At 40.3% G+C, this 20,424-nt stretch carries 23 protein-coding genes; 17 read left to right on the top strand and 6 right to left on the bottom strand.

Annotated features, from left to right (window positions below; genetic code table 11):
- Positions 1 to 85 precede the first annotated feature (85 nt).
- The 7 genes from FO442_RS05695 to FO442_RS05665 all read left to right on the top strand — a co-directional run bounded on the left by FO442_RS05695 (position 86) and on the right by FO442_RS05665 (position 8,692).
- The gene (locus tag FO442_RS05695; protein WP_144332189.1) at positions 86 to 2,008 is read left to right on the top strand and encodes a stage II sporulation protein M; all 1,923 of its coding nucleotides are present in this window, start codon (positions 86 to 88) and stop codon (positions 2,006 to 2,008) included.
- Positions 2,001 to 2,891: a hypothetical protein gene (locus FO442_RS05690; RefSeq protein WP_144332188.1), complete on the top strand. Its 891-nt coding sequence runs from the start codon at positions 2,001 to 2,003 to the stop codon at positions 2,889 to 2,891. Before FO442_RS05695 ends, FO442_RS05690 begins: the two co-directional genes overlap by 8 nt.
- The gene (locus tag FO442_RS05685) at positions 2,891 to 4,579 is read left to right on the top strand and encodes a hypothetical protein (RefSeq protein ID WP_144332187.1); all 1,689 of its coding nucleotides are present in this window, start codon (positions 2,891 to 2,893) and stop codon (positions 4,577 to 4,579) included. The genes FO442_RS05690 and FO442_RS05685 overlap by 1 nt, the downstream gene beginning before the upstream one ends.
- On the top strand, positions 4,576 to 5,685 hold the full coding sequence (locus FO442_RS05680) for an AAA family ATPase (RefSeq protein WP_144332186.1): 1,110 nt from the start codon (positions 4,576 to 4,578) through the stop codon (positions 5,683 to 5,685). The genes FO442_RS05685 and FO442_RS05680 overlap by 4 nt, the downstream gene beginning before the upstream one ends.
- Entirely contained in the window at positions 5,685 to 7,016 is a 1,332-nt protein-coding gene (locus FO442_RS05675; protein ID WP_144332185.1) for a DUF58 domain-containing protein, read from the top strand. The genes FO442_RS05680 and FO442_RS05675 overlap by 1 nt, the downstream gene beginning before the upstream one ends.
- A 78-nt stretch (positions 7,017 to 7,094) precedes the next feature.
- Entirely contained in the window at positions 7,095 to 7,955 is an 861-nt protein-coding gene (locus FO442_RS05670) for a hypothetical protein (protein ID WP_144332184.1), read from the top strand.
- A 149-nt stretch (positions 7,956 to 8,104) separates the two neighbouring features.
- Positions 8,105 to 8,692 (top strand): hypothetical protein, encoded by a 588-nt coding sequence (locus tag FO442_RS05665; RefSeq protein WP_144332183.1) that lies wholly within the window; start codon positions 8,105 to 8,107, stop codon positions 8,690 to 8,692.
- Between the two features lie 3 nt (positions 8,693 to 8,695).
- On the opposite strand, the gene FO442_RS05660 is transcribed toward FO442_RS05665, so the two are convergent.
- Positions 8,696 to 8,965, bottom strand: coding sequence for a hypothetical protein (locus FO442_RS05660; RefSeq protein ID WP_144332182.1), 270 nt, complete (start codon positions 8,963 to 8,965; stop codon positions 8,696 to 8,698).
- 80 nt (positions 8,966 to 9,045) lie between these two features.
- Between FO442_RS05660 and FO442_RS05655 the strand changes: the two genes are divergently transcribed.
- From FO442_RS05655 to FO442_RS05640, 4 genes are all read left to right on the top strand, one after another.
- The gene (locus tag FO442_RS05655; RefSeq protein ID WP_144332181.1) at positions 9,046 to 9,258 is read left to right on the top strand and encodes a helix-turn-helix domain-containing protein; all 213 of its coding nucleotides are present in this window, start codon (positions 9,046 to 9,048) and stop codon (positions 9,256 to 9,258) included.
- 76 nt (positions 9,259 to 9,334) lie between these two features.
- Complete coding sequence (locus FO442_RS05650; RefSeq protein ID WP_144332180.1) at positions 9,335 to 9,787, top strand: PDDEXK-like family protein; 453 nt, start codon at positions 9,335 to 9,337, stop codon at positions 9,785 to 9,787.
- A gap of 94 nt (positions 9,788 to 9,881) precedes the next feature.
- Positions 9,882 to 10,763, top strand: a complete 882-nt coding sequence (locus FO442_RS05645) for a hypothetical protein (RefSeq protein ID WP_144332179.1) — start codon at positions 9,882 to 9,884, stop codon at positions 10,761 to 10,763.
- Positions 10,764 to 10,981: 218 nt separating this feature from the next.
- A complete protein-coding gene (locus tag FO442_RS05640; RefSeq protein ID WP_144332178.1) occupies positions 10,982 to 11,410 on the top strand; it encodes an immunity 22 family protein in 429 nt (142 codons plus the stop codon).
- A gap of 512 nt (positions 11,411 to 11,922) precedes the next feature.
- Here the strand turns inward: FO442_RS05640 and FO442_RS05635 are convergent.
- From FO442_RS05635 to FO442_RS05625, 4 genes are all read right to left on the bottom strand, one after another.
- Complete coding sequence (locus FO442_RS05635) at positions 11,923 to 12,339, bottom strand: hypothetical protein (protein ID WP_144332177.1); 417 nt, start codon at positions 12,337 to 12,339, stop codon at positions 11,923 to 11,925.
- Between the two features lie 549 nt (positions 12,340 to 12,888).
- Positions 12,889 to 13,047 carry a hypothetical protein gene (locus FO442_RS18685; RefSeq protein ID WP_186279928.1) on the bottom strand — a complete coding sequence of 53 codons (159 nt, stop codon included), beginning with the start codon at positions 13,045 to 13,047 and terminating at the stop codon, positions 12,889 to 12,891.
- Between the two features lie 816 nt (positions 13,048 to 13,863).
- Positions 13,864 to 14,064, bottom strand: a complete 201-nt coding sequence (locus FO442_RS05630; protein ID WP_144332176.1) for a hypothetical protein — start codon at positions 14,062 to 14,064, stop codon at positions 13,864 to 13,866.
- A 42-nt stretch (positions 14,065 to 14,106) separates the two neighbouring features.
- Positions 14,107 to 14,355, bottom strand: coding sequence for a hypothetical protein (locus tag FO442_RS05625; RefSeq protein WP_144332175.1), 249 nt, complete (start codon positions 14,353 to 14,355; stop codon positions 14,107 to 14,109).
- 54 nt (positions 14,356 to 14,409) lie between these two features.
- On the opposite strand from FO442_RS05625, the gene FO442_RS05620 reads away from it, so the two are divergent.
- From FO442_RS05620 to FO442_RS05595, 6 genes are all read left to right on the top strand, one after another.
- A complete protein-coding gene (locus FO442_RS05620; protein WP_144332174.1) occupies positions 14,410 to 16,026 on the top strand; it encodes a T9SS type A sorting domain-containing protein in 1,617 nt (538 codons plus the stop codon).
- A gap of 369 nt (positions 16,027 to 16,395) precedes the next feature.
- A complete protein-coding gene (locus tag FO442_RS05615; protein WP_144332173.1) occupies positions 16,396 to 17,616 on the top strand; it encodes a hypothetical protein in 1,221 nt (406 codons plus the stop codon).
- Between the two features lie 44 nt (positions 17,617 to 17,660).
- On the top strand, positions 17,661 to 18,197 hold the full coding sequence (locus FO442_RS05610; protein WP_144332172.1) for a hypothetical protein: 537 nt from the start codon (positions 17,661 to 17,663) through the stop codon (positions 18,195 to 18,197).
- A 4-nt stretch (positions 18,198 to 18,201) separates the two neighbouring features.
- Complete coding sequence (locus FO442_RS05605) at positions 18,202 to 18,624, top strand: hypothetical protein (protein WP_144332171.1); 423 nt, start codon at positions 18,202 to 18,204, stop codon at positions 18,622 to 18,624.
- Positions 18,625 to 18,672: 48 nt separating this feature from the next.
- Positions 18,673 to 19,395 (top strand): phytanoyl-CoA dioxygenase family protein, encoded by a 723-nt coding sequence (locus FO442_RS05600; RefSeq protein WP_144332170.1) that lies wholly within the window; start codon positions 18,673 to 18,675, stop codon positions 19,393 to 19,395.
- A gap of 8 nt (positions 19,396 to 19,403) precedes the next feature.
- Entirely contained in the window at positions 19,404 to 19,934 is a 531-nt protein-coding gene (locus tag FO442_RS05595; protein WP_144332169.1) for a hypothetical protein, read from the top strand.
- 185 nt (positions 19,935 to 20,119) lie between these two features.
- On the opposite strand, the gene FO442_RS05590 is transcribed toward FO442_RS05595, so the two are convergent.
- Positions 20,120 to 20,407 (bottom strand): hypothetical protein, encoded by a 288-nt coding sequence (locus FO442_RS05590; RefSeq protein WP_144332168.1) that lies wholly within the window; start codon positions 20,405 to 20,407, stop codon positions 20,120 to 20,122.
- Between the last annotated feature and the right edge of the window lie 17 nt (positions 20,408 to 20,424).

The raw sequence follows: 20,424 nt of genomic DNA, 5'->3' as shown, positions 1-20,424 counted from the left end.
TTATTCAATGATCAATTATCCATTTTAAATTTTTAAAGGGGAATAAGGTTCTGATTCAATAAAACAACTATTTTTATCGAACCGCATGAAAGAAACCTCCTTCATAGAACAGAACAAAGAAAAATGGAAGAAATTCCAGACGTTGACTTCAAATCAAACCAGTGATCCTGAAGAAATTGCAGATTTATATTCTGACATTACAGATGATCTGAGTTATGCGCAAACGTTCTATAACAAACGGACGGTCCGGGTTTACCTGAACCAGATCGCCCAGGGTATTCACAACCTGGTGCACAAACAACGCAAGGATTCCTTCCGGAAGTTGTTCACTGTTTGGCGGGTTTCCATTCCATTGGAAATTTACAGGTCGCGCAAAAATTTATTATTCGCCCTGTTCGTATTCCTTTTCTGGACCATCGTCGGTGCAATCTCTACGCATTTCAACCCGGATTTTCCGCGCATGATCCTGGGCGATGGCTATGTAGAAATGACCTTGAAGAATATTGAGAAAGGTGACCCTTTGGGTGTTTACCACAGCGGATCGCAGGTCAGTATGTTTTTGGAAATTACACTCAACAACATCACGGTGTCTTTCTACACCTTTATTTTGGGGATCTTCTTTACGATCGGAACGCACATCATGATTTTTAACAACTCGATCATGCTGGGTGCATTTCAATATTTCTTTCACCTGAAAGGATTACTGATCGTTTCGTTCCTGGGAATCTGGATCCACGGGGCATTTGAGATCAGTTCGATCGCCATTGCAGGCGGAGCGGGAATTACACTCGGAAACGGTTTGCTCTTCCCGGGATCTTATACGCGCTTACAAAGTTTACAGCTTTCAGCCAAAAGAGGCCTGAAAATCATGATGTCACTGATCCCGTTCCTGATTGCAGCCGGCTTTTTGGAAAGTTTTGTAACCCACAATTACCAGGAATTGGCAGACTGGTCGAAATGGACCATTATTACGGTTTCCTTCTCGATTATTATTTTCTACTATATCATCTTCCCGATCGTCATTGCGAGACGTCACCCGGAACTGGTTCACGAGAGTGATCCACCGATCAAAACGTATGTCAATGTATTTGATCTGCATAAAATCCGGACTTTCGGACAGATTTTCTCGGATACTTTTTCGTTTTACCGTGTCCATATCGGCAAGATCATGCGTTACAACCTGGTATTGACAATCCCGATCATTATTGCGGTTGTGGTTTTCCAGGACCTCATGCGTTACGAAGACCTCACCCATCAGTATGAATACGACTGGGCTTCCCAGTTAAGCATTATTATGGGATTTGATATCCGGTCATTCAGTGATTTCGTGGTGACTTTACTTTGGACAATTATCCTATCGATTTTTACCCTTTCCATTTTGTATCATTTTAAGAACCAGGAGCAAAAAGCGAGTTTAAAACGCTTTCTTCCCTTCATGCTTCAGAAACTTCCGGGTACGTGGCTTGGTTTGAGTTTCCTGTTCCTGATCCTGTTCTATGTTCCGTGGTACTGGATGTTCCTGGTCGTTTTCATTGCACCGTTTTTCTGGCTGCAGGGAGCTTCCGTTATTTTGGGAGAAGAACGTTTCGGGAGACGCTTCGGGAACGGATTCAGGTATGGAGCACGCAATTACGGGAACGTATTGCTTGGAATTTCGCTCATGGGATTGGTATTGTTCATTTTTGCACAACCGATCGCCTGTGTACTGAGTTACCAGGAAGTGAATTTTATGAGAGAACCGGTATTGGAAGATTTCCTGGATAAATTTGCCGATTTCGTTAAAAACGTAGCGCGTTACTATACTTCAGACTTCCTGGTCCCGGCAAACATTGCCCGGCAAATCGTGTACGTGTTCTTCATGCTCTTCTCCCTTCCGTTCTTTGTGATTATGATGGGATTCATGTTCTTCACCTTCCAGGAGCAAAATCAATCCACCGGTTTGAAAAAACAATTTGCCAACTTCGGTAAACGGAAACGTTACCAGGAAACTTCACTTGATTTTGAATAAATTCCTGTTCCATATCGTTTCCCTTTGTTTTCCCCTGTTCCTATCGGCACAAGGTCCCGGCTCCGTGGATGGAGCCAAAAAGGAACAAGAAAAAGAAGTAAGCACCCGCGAAAAGTGGAACCAGATCCGCCAGGAACACGGCTACAAGCAATCCGATAAGTACAAAGGCCCGGAATCGGATTATTACCAAAGTCCAAGCTCCATTAACGAATCATACACAACGGGTTCCGGAAGTCCAAACGGAACAACCAAACCCTACCAGGGAACACCTTATTCTCCCAAAGACCTGGAGAAGGGGAAAAACGGCAAAGACGGAGACGGCGGAACCGGAAGTATTGAAGAAGATCCGAATATTGAACCGGCTGAATCCGTTGACATCCCCGATTTTGATGCTCCCCAAGGCCCGAATATTGATGCTCCGGATATTTCCGTGAACTTCTGGAAATGGCTTGGAATTATTTTGCTTGTTGTTGCACTGGCCATTTTGATCTTTTACATGATCAAAAACAGGAGTCCGCGCATCAAAACCATTCCGTTTGAAGCATTGGTGGAAGATTTAAATCCTGCGGAAATTAGCAAAACCGAACTGGAATTGCGTTTGGACGAAGCCACCGCGGCAGGTAACTATAAAGAATGTGTGCGCATCTATTTCCTTTTTGCCATGAAAGAATTGATCCAGCGCAAATGGATCTTCTGGAAAAAGGAAAAAACGAACATGCATTACATCATCGAGGTGCAGGGCAAACCCATTTCCCGGGAGTTCGAACAGGTGGTATCGATCTACGACCTGGTTTGGTACGGGGATTATTCCATTGATTCCAAAAGCTACCAGGTGATCGAACCACAGCTGAAAACAGCTTTCCAAAAAATTGAAAAAGCGTAATGAACAAAAAAGTCATCCTATCATTTTTGGGCTTTGCGCTGTTTATCGGGCTTGTAATCTGGTTACTCGACAATTCCGGAGGCGGGGAAGCCCACATTCAGAAGAAATACAGCTCCGATTGGAAAAAAACCTATGAATTAAACGACGAGAATCCACGAAACATTTCCTTCTTCATGGAATTGCTGGATGTGCATGTCAAAGATTCTGTTTACAACCTGAAATACTGGTCGGATCTGGACTCAATTCCCCGTCACGAAGAAGCAACCTACCTGTTTATCGGGAATGAACTCGGCGCACCGGATGATTATTACGACTCCATTATGCATTACGCCGACAGCGGAGCAACGGTTTACCTGAGTTTCAATCACCTGACCAGCAACCTGTATGACCGCCACTTCGAAGAAGGTGCTTTCTATTGGGACTACAGCAAGGTGCTCTTTGCCTGGATCGGTGACACAACGGTTCCCTTCTACCACGTGTATGAAAACGATACGATTAATGAAGATTGGTATGCCTTCTCCGAAACGGAGATCATCGACACGAATTACCGTTCGTACCTGTTCGCAATGAAGCATCCGTTTGCATTCTATGAGAAACACCACAAAGGAAAGGTACATTTTCACAGCATCCCCGATCTGTTTGAGAACTACCAGGTCATTCAGCCGAACGGTTATGCACATGCCCGCATCGTACTGAACAAAATCCCGAAAGACAAACCGGTGATTTTCCTGACCTGCGGAATCAATGATTCCAGTGAGCCGGTTTCCATTTATGAAGACGAAGATGCCGACTCGGATGGCGCGGAGAAAGAAGATACTTCCCTGATCCAATTCATTCTTAAGAACCCGATTTTGCGGCTTGCGTTCCTGCTGATGATCGTTTTGTTACTGCTCTACGTATTCTTCCGGGCAAAGCGGAAGGAAGAAATTCTTCCGGGATACTCTCAGAAACGAAACATGTCCCTGGCGTTCGTAGAAACCCTGAGTTCCATTTATATTTCCCGCAATTCCCCGATCGGTGTGCTGCAGGTCATGCGCAAGAACTTCTATTCGGCGATGAACAGGCATTTTTACGTGGATCTTTCCCGAAAAGAAACCCGTGAACAGAATTTGGAAAAGCTCATCGCCAAAGTACCTTACGATTCCGAGAAACTGGTCGACATTGTCAACAGCCTCGATTCACGTAAAAACAACGTAGACAACCGGTATTTGGGAACAACTTATGCGAAGATCCGGGCATTCTACATTGAAACCGGTATCGTGCGCCCAAGTGAAAGTTTCGTGGTTTCCGATAAAGTGGTAGACCTGAACAAACGCCTTTGGCCGGGAGCTTTGGTGCTCCTCAAATCGATCCTGCTGTTGATGAAGGGACTGATGCTGCTGGCTGCCGGCGGAAGTATCGGGATGTTCCTGGTTATTCCGGCAATGGTGCTTATTTACCTGGCTTCGCGCTTCATTCGCCTGCCGTTGGCAACCATTCAATCGGATCAACTCATTATTTACGGATTTGTTGCCGGAAAACGCGTTATTTCTCTGAACCAAACCATTCATTGTACAGTAGATAAAACCCGTGTTACTTTCGAATGCGAAGATGGAAATACCTTTATAATACGCCAGGCATTGCTTTCACGAAGAGCTCAGTCGGCACTGTACCAATTTGTAGAATTCATTAAACTTCATAACTCATGATCCAGGAAGGAAATGACGATTTAGCGGCATATATGCCCAACGACGAAAGCCAATCACATGATTCGGCTTCAACTAATCCCACACCGGAAGAGCAGACAAGTGCCTTGTCGCAGCCGAACGAAACCGTTTCCCCGGGCTTTGTTCAACGCGATCAGACCGAACTGCTTTGGGTAGCCGAAAAAGTAAACCGCGTGCGCGAAGAAATGCGCAAATACGTGATCGGGCAATCCGAAATGATCGAGTTGCTGCTGGCGGGAATTTTCTCCAACGGGCACATCTTATTGGAAGGTGTTCCCGGAGTTGCAAAGACGTTGTCTTCCAAAGCATTATCGCGCGTATTGCACGTGGATTTCTCGCGTATCCAGTTCACACCGGATTTGATGCCTTCGGACGTGATCGGTACTTCGGTATTCAGCATGAAAGACAGCGAATTCAACTTCAAGAAAGGACCGATCTTCTCCAACATCGTACTGATCGATGAGATCAACCGCGCACCGGCGAAAACACAAGCCGCTTTGTTCGAGGTGATGGAAGAACGCCAGATTACGTATGACGGAACACAGTACCAAATGTCGTTCCCGTTCCTGGTCATTGCCACGCAAAACCCGGTGGAACAGGAAGGAACATACAACCTTCCGGAAGCACAATTGGACCGTTTCCTGTTCAAGATCAAGTTGGATTACCCGACATTGGACGAAGAAACACTGATCCTGACCCGCTACAAAGAGCAGATCCAGGCTCCGGATTTGGCAAACATCACTGCGGTGTTTACAGCCGATGAATTGCACAAAGTTCAGAAAGTCGTAGAAAAAGTGATCATTGAAGACCGTTTGATTCAATACATTGCACAGATCGTGAATAAAACACGGAACCATTCCAAGTTGTATTTGGGAGGTTCACCGCGTGCTTCGCTTTCCATTTTGAAAGCCGCAAAAGCATTCGCAGCGATCCGTGGGCGCGACTTCGTGACACCGGATGATATCCAGTTCGTGACGATCCACGTACTGAACCACCGTTTGATCCTGACACCGGAAGCGGAAATGGAAGGAACACACATGGAAGAAGTGATCCGTGAAATCGTTCAAACCATCGAAGTTCCGCGTTAATGAAGTTACTCGCAAGCATCCATCTCACCCGTTTTTTCTTCCTCGTGGCAGGAATCGGGGTTGCATTGGTAGGAGGAGCATTTTTTGTTCCTTTCCTGGGCATTATAGGCAAAACGGTTTTGTTTGTGCTGCTCTTTGCCCTGATCCTGGATGTATTGCTTGTAAACCTGTATAAAGAACCGATCCGCGTGCAGCGCAAGTACCAGGAACGCATGAACCTGGGCGACGAAAACAAAGTCACGGTTTCCATTCTGAACCAAACCGCGCAGCCATTGCAGGTTGGGATCTACGAAGGATATCCGCTGTTTATGCAGAAACGGGCCACTGTTTGGAATGCTATCCTGCTGCCGAAAAAAACGAAGGATTTCCATTATTCCTTCACGCCCACCGAACGCGGGGAATACGAATTCCGGGACGTGGTGATCTTTGTTCGCTCTACTCTTTTCCTTGCCCAGCGCCGCATGGTGATCCCGTTGGTGGAACGCATCGAAGTGTATCCGTCCGTCTTGCAGATGAAGCAGTACGAATTGAAAGTATTCAATCAGCAAACACTTTCACAAGGGATTAAAAAAGTGCGCCGCATTGGTAACACCAGCGAGTTTGAACAGATCCGCAACTACGTGCAGGGCGACGACCTGCGCACCGTGAACTGGAAAGCAACCAGCCGCAAGAACGAACTGATGGTGAACCAATACCAGGAAGAGCGTTCGCAGCCGGTTTATTGCGTCATAGACAAAAGCCGCCCGATGCAGCTGGCCTTCCACAAAATGACCATGCTGGATTACGCGATCAATTCCGCGCTGGTATTTACCAATATTGCCTTGAGAAAAGGCGATCGTGCCGGTTTGATCACTTTCTCCGACAAAATGGGAGCGATTGTTCCGGCAGAACGCAACCAGGGACAGCTGCGGCGCATCCTGGAAAGTTTGTACAACCAGAAAACCCTGTTCAAAGAAGGAAACTTCGAATTGCTGTACCAAACGATCCGCAAACAGGTCAAAACGCGCTCCCTCCTACTGCTTTACACCAATTTTGAAAGTGAATTCGCCATGCGCCGTGCGCTACCGATGCTCCAACGCCTCAATAAGCGCCACGTACTGGTCGTGATCTTCTTCCAGAACAACGAACTACAGGAACTGGCTCAGCAGCCGGTCCACACCCACAAAGAACTGATCGAAGCCACGGTAGCGGATAAAATGTCGAACGTGAAGTGGAACATTGCCCGCGAGCTGCGCCAGAACGGCATCCAAACCATCCTTTCCAAGCCGGAAGATTTGTCGATTAATTCGATTAATAAGTATTTGGAATTGAAGGCGAAGGGGGTGATATAAATAATTTTCAATATACCTTTTTATACAATTAACAAATTCCAAGAATTTGTAAGCTAATTATGAAATCCACCAATAAAAATGACCCCAGAATATAGAATTGAAATCGAAAAAAGAATAAAAAATTATTTAAAATCATTTAAGGAAATTGGGGACATCGTAAATATTAAATGCGAAGAAACCTTTTCAGATTTAGGTTATGAAATCAATGTTTGGAATGTTAAGACAGTAAATGAAGCTTATTGGGTCGTTGAGGGGGAAAACGCACCTATGAATTTATATACTCAAAATGCACATTACTTTTCAGTAGATGAAGCTTATTCTTTTCATATGGGTATAACTCAAAGATTAACCAAAAGACACCAAGATAATTTTAAAGATATTATTGATGAGATGCCTTTGGATATAGAAAGAGTTAAGTCAATAAGTAGAAAATTAAATTCAGCATCCAAAAAATTATCCATTGATTTAGAGCCCGAAGAATTTCAATCAATTGGATTAATTTGTAGAGAAAGTTTAGTTGATTTATCTAAAGAACTTTGTAAAAGAAATGAACAACTAATTAATGAAAAGGGATTTAAGACTTCTGATTTTAAAAATGTTTCTTCTGAATTTATAGATTTATATATAACAGGCTCGAATAATGCTGAGCTAAGGAATTATTCAAGAAAAATAACAGAAATTGCTTGGAGCTATTGTTCTACTATTGTCCACTCACCTAATAAAACTTATCCTGATGTTAAAATTGCTTTGCTCTTTACTTCAATGGCTGTTAGCTTGCTAGAGAATTTGTTTTTAAAATATATTGGATTTGATAATGAACCTGTTTGTGCTATATGTGGGAGTAAAAAAATTAGTATTATTGAAACAATTCCAAATAAGTTCATAGCAATTTGCGAATCTTGCAAAAACGAAGAAGAAATGGAACTAATAGAAGAATAGTTCTCTGAAATGAGTAGAAAGGATAGCAACTGAATTACATATAAAATATTTAGATTATCGATTTTATCAAATTACATACAAATAAGAATAAATTAAGAATCTACCTTTCAACTTCGGAAACTGAGCACAGAAAATTTTATTGGTTCGAAATGAAAGAAAATGATTTTTATTGGGGAAATTCATCACCCCGGAATCATTCTTTTTGTTCAATTGACAAAATTACAAACACTGGTTTCAATCTTTCAACACCTAAAATATTTAAATCCCCTTTAAAAAAGACAAGCAAGTTTTCATACCATGAAAGCGGACAATTTCATATAAGACAATTAAACAACAATTTATATTCAGGAAAATATGCAGTTGAAAATTGGGATAAGAAAGATCATACAAAATTAGTCTTTCGTTTATTAACGCTACCATTTCAAAACTATCCTATCGATAAGAAAAACTTGACTCGTGACAATGCTTTTGGAAGAGCAATTTTACTAGAAGGTGAAGCATCAAAAAATAGATTATTTGCTGAGTTTTTTCTAACAAAAATACCTTCGGATGGTAATATTGTGTTACCACACTTCACATTAAAAATGGATCAAGATAAGATTCATCATCTTAACTTTCCACTTAATAATGAATTCTTAATTGCGATGAGATTTATAAAGTTTGCCAACTTTGAATTCTGGCATCCTGAAACAGAAGCTATTATATTACCAAGTAACAACATTATTGAAGATTTATAAATCTCAAACCCCCATCAACTCCCTAAATATCCCTTCCGCCGATTCGGAGATCTTTTCAGTCGAATCGAATTGTTCCATATCCGCTGCTTGTTCAATGAGTTTATAGTACATTTCAAAATTCTGTTCGGCTTCTGGAATTTCCATCAAGGAGAAAATCACTTTTGCATTGCCTAACGGATAGTGATTCACGGGAACATTCAACCGATCCAGGGCATTTGTCAAGCGGGAGATTTTGATATCGTCTTTGATGAGCGTTAGGACATTCGTTTTCATAATAACGGATTTGTTACAAATATAGTTTAAATAACGAATCCGTTATCAAGTTCTAGATAGAAATTATCTAAAATTGTTTGATGGAAAATCAAGACTTAATAGCATTGGGTAAACGAGTTAAGGAACTTCGAATAGAGAAGAATTTAACTCAGTTTGAGCTTGGTGCAAGAATTGGAAAAAATGCAAGTTCAATTGGAAGGCTTGAAACAGGACGAGTGAATCCATCATTTTTATATTTGAAAGAATTAGCTAACGGGTTGGAAGTTAGCGTAACCACCTTGCTAGATTATTAAAATCACTGAATAATTACGTTGAACTCGCTAAGAGTTTTCTTAAAACTACTATATCAATCACTGAAAACAAAAAAGAATGAGCAAAACCTTTCGCCACAATGCCGGCTTCGGAAAACGCATGGAATACTTTGTCATCAGCAGAATGCTTGAGCAAGGCCTGGATGTTTATATTCCACTAATAGATGATAATGCAATCGACGCAGTTATCAGGAAACATGACGGAACCTTTGTTGAGGTTCAAATTAAAGCACGCTCCAAAGATGTTTTATTTGGTGATGCTGCACTTTTTGCAGCAATTACGCATGAACACCGCAGCAATTATTACTTTGTGTTTTATTCACATCGATTAGATAAAACCTGGATACTATCTTCTGAAGAGTTTATTGCAGAAGCCGTCCAAAATAAAACCGGGAAAAATGCAGGTAAACGTTCAATCTGGTTTAATGGAAAAAGTAAAAAAACTCAAACTGAACATCCACACCCAAGATTCGATAAATACTTAAAAGAGGATTTTGAAATGTTCAGATAGAAACTCGTACTATACAGAATATATGGTTCTGCCCAAATTGTGAAGAGGGTTATGGACGCGACGAATAATGCCTAACTAAAATAAAATCATCGAAATGAACATCAGCTATAGAATACAAAGCGAGCTATCAGAAGATCAAATTGAAGCTGACGTAGCTTCATATTTAGGTTATATCACTCCTTTTTGGAGTAGGCGTTTTCAATTAAATGCTGTTGATGAGCAATTGACAGGTGCCGATAAGTTGTTCAAGAATTTCAAACCAATTTACTTGCAATTTAAGGTCTCGGAGGGATTAAAAAACTTACCCAGAGGTTTTCAATTACTCTCACCAAATCGAGATCTTCAAAGCATTAGAGTATTCAGAAGGAGAGAAGAATTATCACGTAACCCAACACTGTATTTTAGACTAAGAAACAAGGCTAAAACTGCAAATGATTTTCAACATAATATTCTTTTAAGTTTACATAATCCGCCTATACAATATGCTCTATATGTTGCTCCCCTTTCATTGACAATTGAAGAATATAATAAATCTTTAAAACAATCTTTCCTTGAGAGATTGTTTATCATAGATCCTTTTGATTACAGACCAATTGGAATTACGAGTAGTATTAGGAAAAGATATTTAGGTTTAAACCCATTCTTGAGAGGTCACATTTCAATACCTCCACACGAAGTCATTACGACTTCTAATCATTACTATTCATATTCCAAGTCAGGAAGTGACTTAGCTTGGCATAGTGGCGAATCTCTGAAGGGAGATTTTCGATTGTCTTCTCAACTGGAAAAAATCTTTTATGAATCTTATGAATTCGGGGATGGATTTAACATGGAAAAATACTCGATGTTCATAAAAGAGAATTTTAAAGAATTCAATAAAGATCAACCCTATGAACAAACAATATATGATTTTGCCAATTTCTTAAAAACAGAGTACGACATTAAATTGCTGTTTTTAAATACAAATGGAAAATAAATAGAACCATTTTTATCTTCATGCATTATGTATTCAAGAGTTTCTCTCCTGTTGGAGTAAGCTTCAAACACTTACTTTCACATAACCCATCAACACCCTAAAATCCCTTCTGCCAATTCGGCGATCTTTTCGTAGAAATTGTATTTTTAGGCTAATAAATTATTAATAATGCCTCCGGGTAGGTCGAAAAGGCTATTTATTGGAATATTTTACTTTTTATGTTTTATCAAGAAGACTACGAAAAAGACTTTGAAGCTTCCGGAAAGGTTTCAATCTGGGCTTGCAAATTTGATTCAGAAAAAGCGCTGAAAGCTTACATGAAGGAAAAACAAACAAGGGATGATGATATTTATTCAGACTTCTACCTTGAATTTAGAATGGGTTTTCTCGATTACGATTTAATTGACTTCATTATTCATGAAGACCAACCATCATCGCTTGAGGAGCTTTTTGCGCAGGTATCATACTCAAAAACTATTGTAGAAAATATTAAAAAAAGTAGCTTAACTCTTGATATCAATAAATACAATTCCGTGATATGCGTTTTTGACTATGACTTTATTCCTGATACGGATTACGTTAGGAAAAACAAAAATGTTGACTACATCGGATCCTTCGATTACGACCAGAACTCAGAGAAAATTTGACCTTGAGAAAGTGCCGGCACTTCTTCTAACGAATTCAAACCCCCATCAACTCCCTAAAAATCCCTTCCGCCAATTCGTCGATCTTTTCCTGATCCAAATCTGCTCCTTGTTCAATGAGTTTGCAGAACTAATCAAAATTTCATACCGGATCCGTTATCGAACCACGTAGGTACGCGATTAATCAAAATGCGCACCCGCCGCATCAAATGGAGTGCATTTTCTTCTCCCACAGATACACTGATAATTGGAGGCGCTTACCAGTCGCCTCTATCTTTACAAACCCTGTAAATTATTGATATTCAAAAAAGCGAGACCGGTGCGCCTATGCTAAAGCTTCAGCGTAAGCATTAGGCTCGCTCTTAATCTGTGCATCTGTGGTAAAAATAGAAAGTATACTATTCAAAAATGGCTTGGGTGCGAATAATACATATATCCCGATTAATCGCGCCCCTACAGGATATCATTAACGACTTTGCCGGATTATTAAAAATCGATTTCCGTTCACTATCTATTCACTTCCGTCCGCTGGAGATTGACAAAGGTCGATTGAATAAGAACTTCGGTTCGCTTTCCACGAGCATAAGTTTGTTGGAGATTGAGTTGGGTTGACTTTCTACGAGCATCCGTTGGCGTGAGATTGATGTAGGTTCGCTTTCCACGAGCATCAATTCGTTGGAGATTGACTTCCGTTGATGAACTATTGACTTTGGTTGATTGAATACAGACGTTGGTTCGCTGGAGATTGGCAAAAGTTTCCTTGAGATTGACTCAGTCGAATCGTATTGTTTCAAATCTGCTCCCTGTTCAATGAGTTTGTAATAGGTTTCCAGGTTGGATTCTTCATCGGGGATTCCCATAAGCGAGAAAATGACCTTGGAGTTGCCTAAGTTATACTGGTTAGCAACATTTTTACAGTTCTTTTTTCCCATTGCACAAAAAAGAACCAAAAAAGGCTAGTCGCTCGCAAACCGAATGACCCATTAGCAGATCGTTCCCTCATTTTTCTTAAACTCGACTGCGTCTCAGACAAGCGAAAAATGAACGCTCACTCCTGCATGGGTCCCCATTCTTGTTCGCTAAGGCGACCAAAGAGATCCGCCTTCTATTGAAACGGTTCTTTCTTCGGAGCTCAAAACGATCCAGAATAGAGGATTCCAAATCGGCCCTTACGCTAAGAAGCTTAGCAAGCAAAGGAATGAAGCGAATAAAAGCATTTGGTGTTTGAGTCCGGAACGGAGTGGCGGGCGAGTTTTAAATGCTTTCGCGTAATGACCTGTAGCTTGCAGATTCTTTAGTACAGGCCTAGCGTTTTTTGGCAATGAAAAAAAGGTGGAAATTGTTTACTCAGAAGATTCCAAACAGTTCTTATTAAACTTAAATTCCAAGTTTGGTTCCAAACCAGAGAAAAAGACAATTTATAAGGAATCTTTACTCGTTCAAACCACCATCAACTCCCTAAAAATCCCTTCTGCTAATTCCTACATCTTTTCATGTTCCAAATCTGCTCCTTGTTCAATGAGTTTGCAATAGATTTCCTGGTTTGTTTCTTCATCGGGGATTCCCATGAGCGAGAAAATGACTTTGGAGTTGCGCAAGTTATACTGGTTAGCAACATTTTTACAGTTCTTTTTTCCCATTGCGCAAAAAAGAACCAAAAAAGGCTAGTCGCTCGCAAACCGAATGACCCATTAGCAGATCGTTCCCTCATTTTTCTTAAACTCAACTGCGTCTCAGACAAGCGAAAAATGAACGCTCACTCCTGCATGGGTCCCCATTCTTGTTCGCTAAGGCGACCAAAGAGATCCGCCTTCTATTGAAACGGTTCTTTCTTCGGAGCTCAAAACGATCCAGAATAGAGGATTCCAAATCGGCCCTTACGCTAAGAAGCTTAGCAAGCAAAGGAATGAAGCGAATAAAAGCATTTGGTGTTTGAGTCCGGAACGGAGTGGCGGGCGAGTTTTAAATGCTTTCGCGTAATGACCTGTAGCTTGCAGATTCTTTAGTACAGGCCTAGCGTTTTTTGGCTCCACCTTTTTTTGGCAATGAAAAAAAGGTGGAAATTGTTTACTCAGAAGATTCCAAACAGTTCTTATTAAACTTAAATTCCAAGTTTGGTTCCAAACCAGAGAAAAAGACAATTTATAAGGAATCTTTACTCGTTCAAACCACCATCAACTCCCTAAAAATCCCTTCTGCTAATTCCTACATCTTTTCATGTTCCAAATCTGCTCCTTGTTCAAGGAGTTTACAGAACGAATCAAAATTTCATACCTGATCCGTTATCGAACCACGTAGGTACGCGATTAATTGCATCCCTGCAGGATTTTGTTACCAGAAGCACACGCCGGTTTCAGACACCAATGATTCAATTGACGATTGAATTATTTCGGGTGAAGACTCAATAGATTTGATTGACGATTGAATCCCGACGATTTGCGTCACGTTCCGGATGATTACAGATTGAATTTCTCCGGTTGAACACCCAATAGATTTGATTGCAGATTGAATCCCGACGATTTGCGTCCTGTTCCGGATGATTGAATAACTTGTCCCGACACTTCGGGATTGATTTCGGAAGGTTTGCGTTTCGTTCCGGACGATTGCAGATTCAATCCGGATGGTTTCACATGCTTTCCGGACAATTTGCGTTTCATTCCGGAGAGTTTCACATGCTTTCCGGAAGGTTTGCGACTCTTTCAGGACGATTTGCGTTTCATTCCGGAGAGTTTCAAATGCTTTCCGGAAGGTTTGCGCCTCGTTCCGGATGATTGAATAACTTGTCCCGACACTTCGGGATTGATTCCGGAGAGTTTCACATACTTTCCTGAAGGTTTGCGTTTCGTTCCGGAAGACTGAACAACAAAGCCGGTGAAAGAGGGGTTGGCAGCCTGTGGGCGCAGCAGTTTTCGGTAGAGTAAACAGACCAGGTACGACCTATGTAACAAAGGTCACAAATTGATTCGCAACAAAAATGTAACTTGCAGGCATATCAGATTATAATGACAAAGAAAGCGACACTCATTTTAGGACTACTCATTTTCAGTCTTTCAGCTTTTTCACAAACTACACCTTTCAATGTTTATATGGAACCGATGAATATTAGTGGGCTGGGTGGATTACAATCATTTGCCTGGGGGCAACACAATGGTAAATGGTTAATCATCGGTGGCAGACTGGATGGTTTGCATCGCAGACAACCTTTTGCTGCTTTTGATGCAGCGGGACACAACAATCAGTTAATCGTTGTTGATCCTGTTGCTCAACAAAAATGGTCGGCTCCAGTATCATCTCTTCCAATTGGTTTGCAGGAACAATTAAGTTCAACCAATATGGAATTTTATCAAGAGGGAGATTATTTATACCTGGTTGGTGGCTATGGTTACAGCAACACCTCTGCCGACCATATTACGTACCCAAATCTTAGTGCGGTTAAAGTTCCTGATGTTATAGATGCAATTATCAATGAAACATCGCTTACATCGCATTTCAGGCAGATTACAGATACACTGTTTGCCGTTACCGGCGGCTATCTCAATAAAATAAACAATACGTTCTATCTTACCGGAGGTCAGAAATTTATAGGCAGGTACAATCCTATGGGACCAACACATGGGCCCGGTTTTATTCAGGAATATACAAACGCCAGCAGGAAATTTACAATCTCTGATAATGGTTTAACTCTTTCTGTCACTCATTTAGCTGCTATCAATGATGCTACCAATCTTCACCGAAGAGATTATAATGTAGTTCCGCAAATAATGCCTACAGGACAAGAAGGATTAACCGCATTTTCGGGAGTATTTCAACCGGATGTAGATTTGCCTTTTCTAAACTGTGTAAACATAGATAGCACAGGGTATACAGTGAACAATGCTTTTTCTCAATATTACAATCATTACCATTGCGCGCATATTCCTTTATACAGTGCTTCTGCTAACGAAATGCACACGGTGTTTTTTGGCGGTATCGCTCAATATCACGATAGTTTAGGAATATTGGTCCAGGACAATAATGTACCCTTTGTAAAAACCATTGCACGAGTTACAAGAAATGCAAACGGTACCATGGCTGAATATAAATTACCCCTTGAAATGCCTGCCTTACTAGGTGCAGGTTCTGAATTTATTCCCATAGAAACAGTGCCGCATTATAACAACGATGTATTTAAACTGGATGATTTTACGGCTGACACAACGCTGGTTGGTTTTATCTATGGTGGTATAAGCAGTACGGCAGCTAATCTATTTTTTACGAATACCGGATCTGAAAGTAGTGCTAGCAACCAATTATTTAAAGTGTCTGTTATTAAAAATTCAATAGCAGGAATTCATGACTTAAACGAACAAAGTACCGGAACACTAAAAGTTCAGGTGTTTCCAAATCCTAATAGTGGAAACTTTGTTGTGAAATTCCAGTTGACTGAAGTTGCAGAAACAAAAATTTCCCTCTATCGCATTGACGGCAAAAAAATAGAAGAAAGGGTTTTAACCGATTTAGTTCCCGGCGAAAACACATTTCAACGAAAAATTAGAAACCTGGATAAGGGTGGGACCTATATTTTGATCATTGAAACGCCTTATGAAAAAGCGACACAAAGAATCGTTATAGAACCGTAGACATGGATGCCAGAACCTGTAAGGCGTTGGATAACTACTGGTTTTTGGGGGAGTATCCTGATCTGCGCAGTTTTCACTCCACTATCAATATTGCATTCACAGCCCATTTTGCCGACAAGGATAGGTCAACTACGTGGGGTTTTTGATAACACACCGGGGAATTCTTACCCTGGTCATTTTCAAATTCAGGAACCTGGCCAGGAAAAGCAACAACCTGACAAAGTTCCAACATCGCAACATTTGAACATTGCGATATTGCAATGTTGAGATTTTCGAATGTCGAAATATTGCTATTTTAGCAAAATCACAACTCATCTATTGAAATCACTAAAACCATTTCTTACTTCTTTTCCTCATTAATTGCCCCATATGAGACCCTTAAATAAAATAATCATTTTAGTACTGGGAGTTATTTTATTCGAATTCATTCTCTGGAGTAACCTGGTTAAACAAGAAGGTATTCATATTTTTTATTACCGGGAAGGAACCGAAATAAAAGATACTATGCAATTAACTATTTTAAATCGGGAATTACGCAAACTCGTACCAAAGAAAGAACTTGCAACGAATTTAAAGATCGTGACAACCCTTTCACAAAAGCAATCCGAGGACTTTTTTCAAATTTCAGATGAGTATAAACAAAACCTATTTGATAGACTCAAAAGAGATTATCCTGACTACCGGTCCTTTATTGATTCGTTATATCAACTGGGGCGGTTGAGCAATATATCTATCATTGTATTGAATAATAAAACCGGAGAAATTGAAAATTGTAGCTTCAATCATGGTTCAGAAAAAGTTTTTTTTGATCGCAATCAAGAATTCAGAGCTACTGATCTATATGGGTATATTATGACCTTTGACAAAGGAAAAAACCTAAATGATACATTTAAAGTAAATCCCAAAGCTCCTGCAATTTTTCAAATACCAGGATGGATTACAGTTTCACGCTCGTTCACATGGATTCCCGGTGGGAATATTATGTCTCATCCTTATGATTATTATCCGCTTTCCGATTGGAGATCCCTAGAGAAAAAACTGGATATTGATCTTGATTTCTCCCATTATCGTCCCGGACGGTTTTCAGGTATTCAAACAAGCTTGTTTGATCTTATAAAGACTATCGCGACTATTCAGAATAACGGTGAAAGTACCCAAGCGATTTTCATTCGAAATGTTAAGAATGAGAGAAATGGAATTGTCTATTCGTATCAAAATATTCCTGGTAAAAGGATTCTTTCCAAACAGATCGTTCAAAATATGAAAGGGCTTTTTAAAAATTACATGACTCGAGGTCCCGGTGTGGGACAATATCTGAAAAACGGAATCGTTGAAGATGCTTTTGTATTCGATTGCAAAAAAAGCGAATTTACGAGTTGGGTTGTTTATGTAAACGATATGTATACTTTTGGACTAATTGAAAACAATGTTCTCAGGACAATTCAAAATGATTATTCCATAAGAAGGAAAGAAAGGTTTAAACTTAGTTCGATCTTGAAGAACATTTTGTACGAAATGAATTTAAACCGTGTAAAAGGTGAAAACCTTCAATTAATAGAAACCTTTCAGGAAGAAACTATCGAATTATAGATAAGAATCTTTTGTATAAGGCTATGGAGCTAAATAAGGACCTCATGAATCAAATCGAAACCAACAAACACGTCAGCAGGTACTACAAAATTTCTATAAACTTTGGGTTGTTTTATTACTATTACAATTCAAAGACTTTCCGTTTTCAAAAAAAGATATCGCCGTATTTAGTAGGTGTTTTATATGCCCTACTGAATTTGCTGACCGGCTTGTTTTGGGGATTCTTAGGAATTCTCCGAAAATTCCGGGGATTAAGAAATACCTTCCAGGCAATCGGGATCAACCTTTCCGGAGGGGAGGACATCACCAAATTGGACCTGGAGTCTAATTTCGATAAATACACGGTTTATATCTACAACAACCTGGATAGAGCAAGCTCAAACGAAATGAGTTTGTCCGATGTAGAGATCATTTTGGATATTCAGGAAATCTATTCGGAAACAAATACGGAACTTTTTACTGCAACGAATATCCATTTCATTTTGGATAACTTGTCGAAGGTGAATCTGGATCGACTAACTGAAAAGCACATAGAATCCGTATTTTATGCTATTGGTATTCACGATAAATACAATAGTTAAGACAATGACACCCCATCATCTCATCGATAACCGCATCACCCATCTCTTCGAACGAATCACCCAGGAGTTTGGTGGCCTGGACCGGGGCGAATTATTCATTCAGCTTGAAACAGGAGAAACGATCGAATTCCCGCTTGGACTGAAAAGCGAAATCTCTATTATCCTAGAAACCGAAATAAGCGGATCAAACAATATTCTCAGTGAGAACCAAAATCCGAATGCCGATTGGCGGATAAAGGATCTGATCGAATTGAATCATTCCGAATCGCAACCGTATATCGAATTGCACTGCGGACTGTTGTTTACGGAAGAATCCGTTAGTCCTCACGGCACGGGCCTTGCCGGTTTCAGGTCTTTTGAGAACCTGGAAATTTTTGAGGCGTTTTTTGGGAAGGACTATCAACGTTTGTCGGAAATGGTGTTTTAAGCTTATGTTGATTTACAGAACAATAACAGTGTTTTAATAGCATCCCCTATGCAAAAGATTACAACAAACAAACAAGAACTTCTCGAAAATGGTTTCTCCATTGTGAACAACATCTATTCTACCAACGAAATAAAACGTATTCTGACTGCCATCGATCAGGCTGACACCTCCAGGGATACTTTCAGAAAAACAAACGACCTGTTTGCCATTCGGCAATTTCTAAAGGAAATTCCATCTGTAATTGACCTGGTTTTTACAGACAAGTTGAGAACCCTGATCAAAGAGGTTATGGGTGATAACTGCTTTGTTGTTAAGAGTATCTATTTCGACAAACCGGAAACTTCCAACTGGTATGTTGCCTACCACCAGGATTTGACCATTTCCGTGGACCAAAAACTTGAGCTCAAAAACTTTGGTCCCTGGACAACGAAACAAAACCAATTTGCCGTTCAACCTCCGATAGCATTTTTGGAAAACATTACAACCATCCGGATCCATCTGGATAATACGGACGAACATAACGGCGCGTTGAGAGTTGTTCCGAAATCCCATTTAAAGCAAATTTACAGACCCGAAACAATTGATTGGAGCAAGGAAACAGAAACAACCTGTTGTGTTGAACAAGGCGGAGTGATGTTGATGAAACCACTAATACTTCATAGCTCCGGCAGAACGACCAATAACCAAAAAAGGCGGGTAATACATATTGAATTTTCAACGATGGAATTGCCACAAGAGCTTAAATGGGCAGAAAGAATGAACCTAACCTGATCTTGTAAATGGAATACAACACAGACATCGAATTCTTAATTTCTGCGTTTGCTTATCCTTTCGCTTCAATGAATGAAACTTTTTATTTAAGGAAAGAGGATTTAAAGGTCATTGGTGTTCATATTTTCGATTACTCCCTGGTTTCGGAATGCAAATCGGAATATGAATCCGGTTTAACTGACGAGGAAGAAAGAGATATCAAGCAGGCCATTATTGCCCATGAAAAAAACTACGACACGCATCTATTCATTCCCAGATTGTCAAAGGAAGAACGGTTCGAAATGATGTCAAAATTCATTGAATTAACTGACGCCTATAAATCAGAACTTCATGAGAATCTGCAAGCCTTAATTGATTCAACCAAAAACTATGGAATTGAATGCTATAAAAAGGGAATTAAGCCTGGAGTAGAAATGGAATATTTGACCAATGGAATTGATGATGGGGAAATCAAATCATTGTGGACAGAGTTTTATCGAAATAAAACCAATTCCCATTGCCCGGGTTGTCGGGGTGCAACAATGCATTCCTCCGATTAGTACAGATATAGAAAGTTTCCTGTGGAGCATTCAAAAGAAACCGGAGGCATTTCAAACCAGATACAATGAGTGGCTGAAAGAAACCTGGTAGTTTGTGGAACCGATTCACTATTCTAAGTAAATAGAATCCTTTTTGATATAAACGAATGGTTATCCGATTTAGATCAGGTATACATGGCAAACCGTTATTTAGCCTTTACCTTCGAAATCCGGGCGTATCTCAACCCCGCTACTATTGCCTTCAATTCGTCAAGCTTTGCCACAGATTCAGGTTCATTATCATAGACGATCAGGCTAACGACCTGCTTCATGCTATCTTTGGAATACACCAAACCATATTTCTGATGATCTAACCCATATTCATTCCATGAAGTATAAAATTGGGAAGTTGGCCGCAAATTTAAGATGTCGCTAAAAAGCACATGCTCTTTTCCGCCCAAAATCAGGTATTCTTCCGTTTTGTTTATTTGCACAAATTGTATCGAAAGCG

The organism is Fluviicola chungangensis (assembly GCF_007558725.1).
GTDB lineage: Bacteria > Bacteroidota > Bacteroidia > Flavobacteriales_D > Crocinitomicaceae > Fluviicola > Fluviicola chungangensis.
Note: the sequence above shows the minus strand (reverse complement) of the source record. Positions and strands in the feature narration are given on the sequence as shown.

Bases quoted from the DNA above. Each gene is read 5' to 3' on its own strand.
- FO442_RS05695 (WP_144332189.1), top strand. From the start codon at position 86: ATGAAAGAAACCTCCTTCATAGAACAGAACAAAGAAAAATGGAAGAAA.
- FO442_RS05685 (WP_144332187.1), top strand. From the start codon at position 2,891: ATGAACAAAAAAGTCATCCTATCATTTTTGGGCTTTGCGCTGTTTATC.
- FO442_RS05680 (WP_144332186.1), top strand. From the start codon at position 4,576: ATGATCCAGGAAGGAAATGACGATTTAGCGGCATATATGCCCAACGAC.
- FO442_RS05675 (WP_144332185.1), top strand. From the start codon at position 5,685: ATGAAGTTACTCGCAAGCATCCATCTCACCCGTTTTTTCTTCCTCGTG.
- FO442_RS05670 (WP_144332184.1), top strand. From the start codon at position 7,095: ATGACCCCAGAATATAGAATTGAAATCGAAAAAAGAATAAAAAATTAT.
- FO442_RS05665 (WP_144332183.1), top strand. From the start codon at position 8,105: ATGAAAGAAAATGATTTTTATTGGGGAAATTCATCACCCCGGAATCAT.
- FO442_RS05660 (WP_144332182.1), bottom strand. From the start codon at position 8,965: ATGAAAACGAATGTCCTAACGCTCATCAAAGACGATATCAAAATCTCC.
- FO442_RS05655 (WP_144332181.1), top strand. From the start codon at position 9,046: ATGGAAAATCAAGACTTAATAGCATTGGGTAAACGAGTTAAGGAACTT.
- FO442_RS05650 (WP_144332180.1), top strand. From the start codon at position 9,335: ATGAGCAAAACCTTTCGCCACAATGCCGGCTTCGGAAAACGCATGGAA.
- FO442_RS05645 (WP_144332179.1), top strand. From the start codon at position 9,882: ATGAACATCAGCTATAGAATACAAAGCGAGCTATCAGAAGATCAAATT.
- FO442_RS05640 (WP_144332178.1), top strand. From the start codon at position 10,982: ATGTTTTATCAAGAAGACTACGAAAAAGACTTTGAAGCTTCCGGAAAG.
- FO442_RS05635 (WP_144332177.1), bottom strand. From the start codon at position 12,339: ATGGGAAAAAAGAACTGTAAAAATGTTGCTAACCAGTATAACTTAGGC.
- FO442_RS18685 (WP_186279928.1), bottom strand. From the start codon at position 13,047: ATGGGAAAAAAGAACTGTAAAAATGTTGCTAACCAGTATAACTTGCGC.
- FO442_RS05630 (WP_144332176.1), bottom strand. From the start codon at position 14,064: ATGAAACGCAAATTGTCCGGAAAGCATGTGAAACCATCCGGATTGAAT.
- FO442_RS05620 (WP_144332174.1), top strand. From the start codon at position 14,410: ATGACAAAGAAAGCGACACTCATTTTAGGACTACTCATTTTCAGTCTT.
- FO442_RS05615 (WP_144332173.1), top strand. From the start codon at position 16,396: ATGAGACCCTTAAATAAAATAATCATTTTAGTACTGGGAGTTATTTTA.
- FO442_RS05610 (WP_144332172.1), top strand. From the start codon at position 17,661: ATGAATCAAATCGAAACCAACAAACACGTCAGCAGGTACTACAAAATT.
- FO442_RS05605 (WP_144332171.1), top strand. From the start codon at position 18,202: ATGACACCCCATCATCTCATCGATAACCGCATCACCCATCTCTTCGAA.
- FO442_RS05600 (WP_144332170.1), top strand. From the start codon at position 18,673: ATGCAAAAGATTACAACAAACAAACAAGAACTTCTCGAAAATGGTTTC.
- FO442_RS05595 (WP_144332169.1), top strand. From the start codon at position 19,404: ATGGAATACAACACAGACATCGAATTCTTAATTTCTGCGTTTGCTTAT.